The organism is Sanguibacter inulinus, assembly GCF_013415325.1.
In the GTDB taxonomy this organism is placed as follows: Bacteria; Actinomycetota; Actinomycetes; order Actinomycetales; family Cellulomonadaceae; genus Sanguibacter; species Sanguibacter inulinus.
Genome location: NZ_JACBYE010000014.1, coordinates 67,428 through 77,440, shown reverse-complemented (window position 1 = coordinate 77,440; position 10,013 = coordinate 67,428). Strand labels below are relative to the sequence as shown.

Below are 10,013 nucleotides of genomic sequence, written 5' to 3'. Positions count from 1 at the left end.
GTCCACGAAGCCCTCCAACGCACACTTGCGGAGTCTGACAGCTGATGACCACCCCGTTCCCCGCCCAGCCCCCTGCCGACTCCGGAGCACCCGTGACAGCGTCCCAGCCACCCGCCACGACCCCGACCGACGAGCCGTCGGGCGGCGAGCAGCGGCTCGACGCCGAGCTCGTCCGCCGCGGTCTCGCCAGGTCCCGCGGGCAGGCCGTCGCCCTCGTGAAGAGCGGCGCGGTCTCCGTGTCCGGCGCGGTCGTGCGCCGCGCGTCTGTCGTGGTGTCGGCCGAGAGCCCCATCACCGTCGAGGCCGACGCAGAAGACCCCGGCTTCGTGTCCCGCGCCGGCTTCAAGCTCGACGGCGTGCTCGTCGCCCTCGGCGAGGACGGACCGTCTGTCGCCGGGGTCGACTGCCTCGACGTCGGTGCGTCGACAGGCGGGTTCACCGACGTCCTGCTGCGCCGCGGGGCGAAGAGCGTCGTCGCGCTCGACGTCGGCCACGGTCAGCTGGTCGAGCCGCTGCGCAGCGACCCGCGCGTCCACGTGGTCGAGCGCTTCAACGCTCGCGAGCTCACCACAGAGGTGCTGCCCGTCGCGCCGGGCCTCGTCGTCGCCGACATCTCCTTCATCTCGCTCACGATGGTGCTGCCCGCCGTGGTCGCCTCGGTGCCCACCGGCGCCGAGCTCCTGCTCATGGTGAAGCCGCAGTTCGAGGTCGGCCGCGAGCACCTCGGCTCCGGGGGAGTGGTCCGCGACACCGCGCTCCACGCCCGTGCCGTCCGCGGGGTCGTCGACGCGGCTGTAGCCCTGGGCTTCGGGCCTCGCGCGATCATCCCCAGCCCGCTGCCCGGCCCGAACGGGAACCGTGAGTTCTTCGTGTGGTTCTCGCGTGCCGCTGAGCAGATGTCGGTGTCGGATGACACGATCGGACGAGCCGTCGGCCAGCCGGTCGAGGCCGGTGCGGCTGTCACATGGGTGACAGCCGCGGACGTGGCCGTCACCTGGCAGACGGCGCCAGACGCCGACCCTGCTGGAGGCAGATCGTGACACGCAAGATCCTCGTCGTGACCCACGGCGGCCGGCAAGAAGCCGTCGCCGGTCTGCGCGAGGCTGTCCCTGCGCTCTGCGCCGCAGGCTTCGAGGTCGTGCTGCACGACCACGACCTCGCCGCCGAGATGGGTACGGCGTCCTTCGTGCTCGACGAGGCGCGCAGCATGCTCGACGGCACCGAGCTCGTCATGGTCCTCGGTGGGGACGGGACGATCCTGCGTGCCGCCGAGATCACCCACGGCACGCAGGTCCCGCTGCTCGGGGTGAACCTCGGGCACGTCGGCTTCCTCGCCGAGAGCGAGCGCGAGAAGCTCACCGAGACAGTCCAGCGCCTCGCCGACAACGACTACGTCGTCGAAGAGCGCGGCGTCCTCGACGTCCGGACGTACCTGCCGGGTCAGAGCGAGCCGGTCGACGACTGGGCTCTCAACGAGGCGACCATCGAGAAGGCCGAGCGCACCCTCATGATCGAGGTCGCGATCGAGGTCGACGGCCGACCGTTGTCCTCCTTCGGGTGCGACGGCGTCGTCATGGCGACGGCCACGGGCTCGACGGCCCACGCCTTCTCGGCCGGGGGCCCGGTGATCTGGCCCGACGTCGACGCCAAGCTCCTGGTGCCGCTCTCCGCGCACGCGCTCTTCGCCCGTCCGCTCGTGGTCGGTCCCGGGTCGATGTTCGCCGTCGAGGTCGCGACGCGCTCGGGTGCCGTGGGTGTCCTGATCGCCGACGGGCGCCGCCGTACCCCGCTCCCGGTCGGGTCACGTGTCGAGGTCCGCACCGGGGCGACCCCGCTGCGTTTCGCCCGGCTCAACCAGGCTCCCTTCACCGATCGCCTGGTGAGCAAGTTCAACCTGCCCGTGGTCGGGTGGCGCGGCCTGGCCGACGAGGCCGCAGACGAGGTCGCCGCAGCCACGCGCCCGAACGACTCAGCAGCGGTCGCAGACCCGAGCGAGACGACATCGACCACCGAGACGACGACGACCACCGGGACGACCCCGCAGACATCACAGACGAGGTGACACAGTGCTCCACGAGATGAGCATCGAGAACCTGGGCGTCATCAGCCGGACCCGGGTCGAGTTCTCGCCCGGGCTGACAGTCATCACCGGTGAGACCGGTGCCGGCAAGACCATGATCCTCAGCGGCCTCGGCCTGCTCATGGGCGGCAAGGCCGACGCGCAGGTCGTGCGCACGGGCACCGACGCCGCCGTCGTCGAGGGCCGGGTCGTCGCCGACAGCGCGACCCTCGCCGCCCGGGTCGACGAGACAGGGGCTGTGCTCGACGACGACGGCAGCCTGCTCATCGTGCGCACCGTCGCGGCCCAGGGCCGCTCTCGCACGCACCTCGGCGGCCGCTCCGTGCCGCAGGCCGTCCTCGCGGACCTCGCCGAAGACCTCGTCACCATCCACGGGCAGTCAGACCAGATGCGGCTCCGCTCTCCGCAGCGCCAGCGCGAGGCCCTCGACTCCTTCGCCGGTGAGGTCGTCACCGAGGCGCTCTCCGAGTACCGCTCGCTCTGGAACGAGAGGGCGGCCGCCGCCGCGGAGCTCGACGAGCTCGTGAACCGTGCGCAGGAGCGGGCCCGTGAGGCCGAGCTTCTGCGTCTCGGGCTCGCGGAGGTCGAGCGCGTCGCGCCACGTGCCGGGGAGGACGTCGAGCTGGCCCAGGAGGCCGAACGGCTCAGCAACTCCGAAGAGCTCCGCACCTCGGCCCAGGACGCCCTGGTCGCCGTGGCCGGGGACGACCTCGCCGACATCTCCGCCGGGACGTCGGCCAACGCCGTCGAGCTCGTCGACCGCGCCCGCAGGCTCGCCGAGCACGGCGGACAGTTCGACCGTGAGCTCGAGGTCATCGGCAAGAGCCTCGCGTCGGTCGCCTACGCGCTGGCCGACGTCGGCACCGAGCTGTCCGGCTACCTCGCGGCGCTCGACGCGGACCCCGCGCGCCTGGAGGCCGTCGAGTCGAGGCGTGCCGAGCTCGGGCACCTCACGCGCTCCTACGGCGAGAGCATAGACGCCGTGCTCGCGTGGGCCTCGGCAGCAGGGCTGCGGCTGGCTGAGCTCGACGACTCCGACGGTCGTATCGAGGTGCTCACCGAGTCCCTCGCCGCCCTCGACACCCGGCTGGTCGAGCGTGCATCCGCGCTGACCGCGGCGCGGACCGCCGCAGCAGCCTCGTTGTCCGACGCCGTGACCGAAGAGCTCACAGGGCTCGCCATGTCGGGTGCGACCCTGACCATCGAGATCGGGACGCTCGACGAGCTCGGACCCTGGGGCGTCGACAGCATCCAGATGCTGCTGAGCGCCCACAGGGGCGGACCCCCGCGTCCGCTCGGCAAGGGGGCCTCGGGCGGTGAGCTGTCGCGCGTGATGCTCGCGATCGAGGTCGCCCTCGCGACGGCTGACGCCTCGGGTGCCCGACGCACGCCGACGATGGTCTTCGACGAGGTCGACGCCGGTGTGGGTGGCAAGGCGGCGCTCGAGGTCGGTCAGCGGCTCGCCCGGCTCGCACGCACCACCCAGGTGATCGTCGTCACCCACCTGGCGCAGGTCGCGGCCTTCGCCGACGTCCAGCTCGTCGTGTCGAAGGGCACATCCCAGGGGACCGGTGCGGACGGTGAGCCAGACCAGGATGCCGACGTCATCACGCAGTCCGGTATCCGCATCGTCGCAGGTGACGACAGGCTCCAGGAGCTCGCGCGCATGCTCTCAGGTCAGGACGACTCCGAGGTGGCACTCAGTCACGCGGCTGAGCTTCTGGCCCGTGCTGCTGTGAGAACATGAGCGTGATGAAGCTCAGACGACGATCGACTGCGAAGGATGCGGCGCACCCTCAGCAGGGAGTCTCGGGGACCGCGAAGGTCGACCGACGGACCAAAGATCTCACCAAGCGCCTACGCCCCGGCGACATCGCCGTGATCGACCACCTCGACATCGACCGTGTGGCTGCCGAGGCGCTCGTCGCCGCCCAGCCCGCCGCTGTGCTCAACGCCGCGAAGTCGATCTCGGGACGCTACCCGAACCTCGGCCCGAGCATCCTGGTCGACGCGGGGGTCGTGCTCGTCGACGACCTCGGTGCCGACATCATGTCGGTCCGCGAGGGCAAGACGCTGCGGATCGAGGACGGCGCCGTGTACCTCGGCGACACCCTCGTGACCGAGGGTGTGCTGCAGGACGCCGAGAAGGTCGGTGCAGACCTCGAAGAAGCCCGCGAGGGACTCTCCGCCCAGCTCGAGTCCTTCGCGGCGAACACCATGGACTACCTCCGGCGCGAGCGCGACCTGCTGCTCGACGGCGTCGGGATCCCCGCGATCACGACCAAGATCGCCGGACGCCAGGTGCTCATCGTCGTCCGCGGCTACCACTACCGCGAAGACCTCCAGACGCTGCGCTCCTACATCAAGGAGTTCCGCCCCATCCTCATCGGGGTCGACGGCGGCGCCGACGCGATCATCGAGGCCGGCTGGCAGCCCGACCTCATCGTCGGCGACATGGACTCCGTCTCGGACAAGACGCTGCGCTGCGGCGCCGAGGTCGTGATCCACGCCTACCGCGACGGCCGGGCTCCCGGGCTCGAGAGGGTCGAGGCGCTCGGCGTGCCCTTCGTCGTGTTCCCCGCGGCAGGGACCAGCGAAGACATCGCGATGCTCCTCGCCGACGACATGGGGGCCGAGGTCATCGTCGCCGTCGGCACCCACGCCACCCTCGTCGAGTTCCTCGACAAGGGGCGCGCGGGCATGGCCAGCACCTTCCTCACCCGTCTGCGGGTCGGCGGCAAGCTCGTCGACGCCAAGGGCGTCTCACGCCTCTACAGGCACCGGATCTCGACGGCCCAGCTCGTGCTGCTCGCCGTGGCCGGCCTCGCGGCCGTCGTCGCGGCCATGGTCTCGACCTCCGTAGGCCAGACCTTCCTCGGCCTGACAGGCGCCAGGATGGACGACCTCTGGTCGTGGGTGGTCAACCTGGCCTGGTGGACCTGATGGGCATGACGCCCCCAGCCCCGGCCCTCTCAGCTGACAGAAAGTTCCAGTGACGTGATCGACTTCAGGTACCACATCGTCTCGCTCATCTCGGTCTTCCTGGCCCTGGCCGTCGGCATCATCCTCGGCGCCGGGCCGCTCAAGGAGTCCATCGGAGACACCCTGACCGGGCAGGTCGACGTGCTGCGCTCCGAGAAGGATGCGCTGCGCACCGAGCTCGACCAGACGCAGGCGACACTCACGAGCACCGATGCCTTCGTCGCCGGGGCTGCCCCGGCGCTGCTCGACGGGGTGCTGCCCGGATGGCGCATCGGCGTGATCCAGCTCGGCCCCGTCGACGACGAGGTCCAGGCAGCGCTCGACCAGCAGGTCCAGGCCGCCGGAGCGACAGTCACCGCGACCACCCGGCTCAAGGAGACGTGGACCGCAGCCGACCAGGCCGACTTCCGCCAGTCCTACGCCACGAGCCTGACCGAGTACCTCCCGGACTCCGCCGCAGACGAAGGGTTCGACCTCGTGCTCGCACGGGCCCTCGTCCTGTCGATGTCCTCGGCCGACCCGTCGAACCCGGACGCCTTCTCCTCCGACGCCGGGCTGGTCAGGGAGATCCTCGTCCAGGGTGACCTGGTCGAGCTCCCGTCAGACGCGACGGCCCCTGTCGACGCGATCGTCATCGTCGGCACCGCCGACCCGGCTGCGGACTCTGCGGAGGCCGACGCCGTCGCCGACCGCGACGCCGTCAGCACCATCCAGCTCAAGCTCGTCACCGCAGCCCAGTCCGGGTCGCAGGGGACTGTCGTCGTCGGCGGCACACAGCTCGAGGGCGACCTCGTCTCGACGATCCGCGCCGACGGTGACCTCGCCGCCTCGACCAGCACGGTGACCGACGTCGAGTCGGTGACCGGACAGGTCAACGTGCCTCTCGCCCTGGCTGCGCGTCTTGCCGGGCAGGTCGGCCAGTTCGGTGCTGGCAGCGGGGCGACGGCCGCGATCCCGCCGGCGGTGACGCTCGAGCCCGTCACCCGTGAGGCAGCCGTCGAGCCGCCCGCGCCTGAGGGAGACCCGGCTGCTGGGGAGGGCGACGCAGGGTGAGCGCAGCGCGATGGGTCCGCGGGGCGCTCGTCGCGGCGGCCACGACCACGGTCGTCCGCTCTCTGTCCGCTCGCACCCCTCCCGGTGGCGCTGAGCGCTGGACCAGGACCAACCACCAGGGTGCCCCGGTGAGCCTGCTCGAGGGGCCGGCGGTCGCCGCCGGTCTCGCCGTCGGTGCTCTCCTGTCGGCGGGCTCGGCACGCTCGGCCCTGAGCCACACGACCGCGACGGTCGGGGCGCTGGCCTTCGGCCTCGTCGACGACCTCGCCGAAGACACCAGCACCCGCTCCAAGGGTCTGCGTGGGCACCTCGCCGCAGCCCGGCACGGGACGCTGACGACCGGCGGGCTCAAGGTGCTCGGCATCGGTGCGACAGGTCTGGTCGCGGCGGCGCTCGCCCCGTCACCGGCAGGTCGCAGCCTCGGGCGTGCGGGTGCCGACGTCGTCGTCGACGGGGCCCTCGTCGCGGCGGCCGCGAACGTCGCGAACCTGCTCGACCTGCGCCCAGGGCGGGCTCTCAAGGCCGGGTCCGCCGCAGCCCTGCTGCTCTCCGGCGGCTCGACCTCCGGTGCTGCCGGTGCTGTGCTCGGCTCGGCCGCTGCTGGCGCTCGGGCAGACCTCGCCGGCACCGACATGCTCGGCGACTCTGGTGCGAACGCCCTCGGTGCGCTGCTCGGCTCCACGGTCGTCCAGTCGACGAGCCGCCCTGTGCGGCTCGGTGTCCTCGCCGCCCTCGTCGCCCTGACCGTCGCGAGCGAGCGCGTGAGCTTCTCGCAGGTCATCGCCCGCACGCCATGGCTCGACGCCGTCGACCGGTGGGGTCGGCCCGCTCCAGGACAGGCAGCGTCCGGTCCGGCCGACGGCACTGCTAGCGCTGACTCCGCGGCAGCAGGCGGCGCACAGTCCAGCCCCCCGGCCGGCAGCGGCACGCGAGACGCCCAGGACACCCGGGACCTCCCGGGTTCCGTCAGCACGGACGACAGCGCAGACCGGTGAGATCTCGGCTGGCGGCTGCGAGCCAGACGCTCGCCGGTGCCGCCGTGATGATCACGGCCATCACCATCCTCAGCCGGATGCTCGGCTTCGGACGCTGGATCGTCCAGGCGAGCGAGCTCGGGACCGGGGGGGTGGCGAGCTCCTACGCGACCGCGAACGTGCTCCCCAACGTGCTCTTCGAGGTCGCTGCCGGTGGTGCTCTCGCCGGAGCCGTGGTCCCGCTCCTCGCAGGCCCGCTGCTGCGCAAGGCCCGCGTCGAGGTCGACACGATCGCCTCCGCCCTCCTCACCTGGGCTGTCGTGGCCCTCGTCCCGCTGGGAGTGCTGCTCGCCGTCTTCGCCCGGCCCGTGATCGGGCTGCTGCCCGACGTGGGGACCGGTGACCAGGCAGACGTGGCCACGTACTTCCTCAGGGTCTTCGCGGTCCAGGTCCCGCTCTACGGCATCGGGGTCGTCCTCGCCGGGGTGCTCCAGGCGAACCGCAGGTTCTTCTGGCCTGCCGCCGCACCGATGTTCTCCAGCATCGTCGTGATCGTCGCCTATCTCGTCTTCGGGCGGCTCGCCGACGGGCAGCAGGGCGACCCCGGGGCGCTCTCGGCCGCTGCGCTGGGCTGGCTGGCCTGGGGCACCACGCTGGGTGTCGCGGCGATGAGCCTGCCGCTCCTCGTCCCGACGCTGCGCAGCGGAGTCAGGCTCCGGCCGACGCTGCGCTTCCCGGCCGGTGCCGGTTCCCGTGCCAGGCGCCTCGCGACGGCCGGCATCGGTGCGCTCGTCGCCCAGCAGGTCTCCGTCCTGGTGGTCATGTACGCGGCGCTGAGCTCGGGCGGGCAGCACGCCTTCAACGTCTACCAGTACTCCCAGGCCGTCTACGTGCTCCCGTACGCCGTGCTCGCTGTCCCGCTGGCCACGAGCGCCTTCCCGCGGCTCGCCGCGCGCGCAGACGCCGGGGACCGCGCGGGCTTCGCCCGGCTCAGTGCTGTCGCGACCCGTGGTGTGGTCGCCGTGAGCGCCGTCGGCGCCGCGGTGCTCGTGAGCGTCTCGGCGGCCGTCGAGGCCTTCTTCGAGGCCTTCACCCCCGGGGGCGCCGACGGCATGGCCGTCGCGATCGCCTGGTCGGCGCCGGGGCTGGTCGGCTTCGCGCTGCTGTTCCACCTCTCACGCACCCTGTACTCGATCGACGGTGGTCGATCGGCTGTCTTCGGAGCCGCTGCTGGCTGGGGTGTCGTGGCTGTCGTCGCGGCGGTCCTGCCCGCGGTGCTGACCCGCGGTGGCCAGGACCAGACGCTCACCCTTGCCGCCCTCGGTGCTGCCGGCTCCGCAGGGATGCTGGTGGCCGGGACGGTCTTGCTCGTCGCGGTCCGGCGCCGTGCCGGTGCTGCGTCCGTCTCCGGGCTCGGACGGACGGTGCTCGCCGCCGTCCTCGCCGGGGCTGTGGCCGCATGGGCGGGGCACGCAGTCGCCGGGCTGCTGCTCCCGACCGACGCGTCGGTGGTGGTCGCCCTCGGTGCAGGGGTCGTCGCCGGCGTGGTGGCCCTGATCATCACGGCGGGGGCGCTCGTCGTCGCAGACCGCTCCGTCCTCGGGCTGCTCCGGGCACGCCGCGCGGCGGCGGGCTCAGTGGCTCCGGAGACCGTCACCTCTCCGGTGACACCCCTCGCCGTCGCTGCCTCGAGCGCAGGCGCGGGTGTGCTGCACGTCCGCGGTGACGTGCCCGAGGACGAGCAGGCAGACCTGCCCGCACAGACCCTCGGTGGACGCCCCGGCGACACCCCGACGTCGACGGTGCGGGTCTTGCAGGTGCTCGGGTCGAGCGCCGGGGGAGTCGCCCGGCATGTCGGGCAGCTGGCCGGGGCGCTCGCCGCCCCCACGAGCCCGTTCCCGTCAGCCGTCGTCGTGGCTGGACCCGCGTCGGTCCAGGATCTCGCGGCTGCGGACCCGCAGGTGAGGTTCGTGCCGGTCGAGATCACCGACCGTCCCCGGCCGCTCGCCGACCTCGCGGCGGTCCGCTCGTTGCGCGGTGTCGCGGTCCACGCCGACGTGGTGCACGCGCACGGCCTGCGGGCCGGAGCGCTGGCAGTCCTCGCCGCCCGGTCGGTCCTGCGCCGGGACAGGCCGACCGTCGTCGTGACGCTCCACAACCTGCCCGTCGGCGGTCGTGCGATCCGCACGGTGTCCGCGGTGCTCGAGCTGGTGGTCGCCCGGGGTGCTGACAGCGTCCTCGGTGTCAGCTCAGACCTCGTGGACCGTGCACGGACGCGTGGGGCGCGCTCGACAGCCCGCGCACTCGTGCCCTCGCCGGGAGGAGCCGACGGCCCTACCGGCGTCGCTGTCGACCGGGAGGCTGTCCGCGCGGGTCTCGGCGTCGGGCCCGACGAGCTGCTCGTCCTGACCGTCGGGCGCCTCGCCGTCCAGAAGGGTCTTCCCATCCTCCTGGACGCGGCGTCGGCGCTGCGTGCCTCCACCCCCGACCTCCAGGTCCGGTGGGCCGTCGCCGGCGGGGGACCGCTGCACGACGTGCTCGCGCAGCGGATCACGTCCGACGACCTCCCGGTCGACCTCCTCGGACCTCGTGGTGACGTCGCAGCGCTCCTGGTGGCCGCTGACGTCGTCCTCAGCGCCGCGGTCTGGGAGGGGCAGCCGCTCAACCTCCAGGAGGCGCTCCGCGCAGGGGCGGCGATCGTCGCGACCGACGCCGGCGGGACCCGTGAGGTCACGGGCGACGCCGCGGTCCTCGTCCCGGTGGGGGACGCGACGGCGATCGCTGTCGCCGTCTCCGGCCTCCTGCTCGACCCTGCAGCCCTTGAAGAGCGTCGTCGCCGGTCACGCGCGCAGGCGCTGACGCTGCCGAGCATCGATGATGCTGTGACGCACCTCGCCACCTTCTACCCCCGTCCGTGACCTCCC

General features: G+C 72.5%; 7 protein-coding genes. All 7 read left to right on the top strand.

Annotated features, from left to right (window positions below):
- Positions 1-44: 44 nt before the first annotated feature.
- The 7 genes from HZZ10_RS07950 to HZZ10_RS07920 are packed head-to-tail and all read left to right on the top strand — an operon-like array spanning position 45 to position 10,007.
- Entirely contained in the window at positions 45-1,040 is a 996-nt protein-coding gene (locus HZZ10_RS07950) for a TlyA family RNA methyltransferase (protein WP_056133830.1), read from the top strand.
- The gene (locus HZZ10_RS07945; protein WP_308507530.1) at positions 1,037-2,062 is read left to right on the top strand and encodes an NAD kinase; all 1,026 of its coding nucleotides are present in this window, start codon (positions 1,037-1,039) and stop codon (positions 2,060-2,062) included. The genes HZZ10_RS07950 and HZZ10_RS07945 overlap by 4 nt, the downstream gene beginning before the upstream one ends.
- Before the next feature lie 4 nt (positions 2,063-2,066).
- Positions 2,067-3,827, top strand: coding sequence for a DNA repair protein RecN (recN, locus tag HZZ10_RS07940; protein ID WP_056133828.1), 1,761 nt, complete (start codon positions 2,067-2,069; stop codon positions 3,825-3,827).
- A 5-nt stretch (positions 3,828-3,832) separates the two neighbouring features.
- Entirely contained in the window at positions 3,833-5,023 is a 1,191-nt protein-coding gene (gene steA / locus HZZ10_RS07935; protein WP_056133826.1) for a putative cytokinetic ring protein SteA, read from the top strand.
- Positions 5,024-5,077: 54 nt separating this feature from the next.
- The gene (locus tag HZZ10_RS07930) at positions 5,078-6,115 is read left to right on the top strand and encodes a copper transporter (protein ID WP_179913103.1); all 1,038 of its coding nucleotides are present in this window, start codon (positions 5,078-5,080) and stop codon (positions 6,113-6,115) included.
- Positions 6,112-7,110, top strand: a complete 999-nt coding sequence (locus tag HZZ10_RS07925) for a hypothetical protein (protein ID WP_308507529.1) — start codon at positions 6,112-6,114, stop codon at positions 7,108-7,110. The genes HZZ10_RS07930 and HZZ10_RS07925 overlap by 4 nt, the downstream gene beginning before the upstream one ends.
- A complete protein-coding gene (locus HZZ10_RS07920) occupies positions 7,107-10,007 on the top strand; it encodes a lipid II flippase MurJ (RefSeq protein ID WP_179913102.1) in 2,901 nt (966 codons plus the stop codon). The genes HZZ10_RS07925 and HZZ10_RS07920 overlap by 4 nt, the downstream gene beginning before the upstream one ends.
- Positions 10,008-10,013: the final 6 nt, after the last annotated feature.

Bases quoted from the DNA above. Each gene is read 5' to 3' on its own strand.
- HZZ10_RS07950 (WP_056133830.1), top strand. From the start codon at position 45: ATGACCACCCCGTTCCCCGCCCAGCCCCCTGCCGACTCCGGAGCACCC.
- steA (WP_056133826.1), top strand. From the start codon at position 3,833: ATGAAGCTCAGACGACGATCGACTGCGAAGGATGCGGCGCACCCTCAG.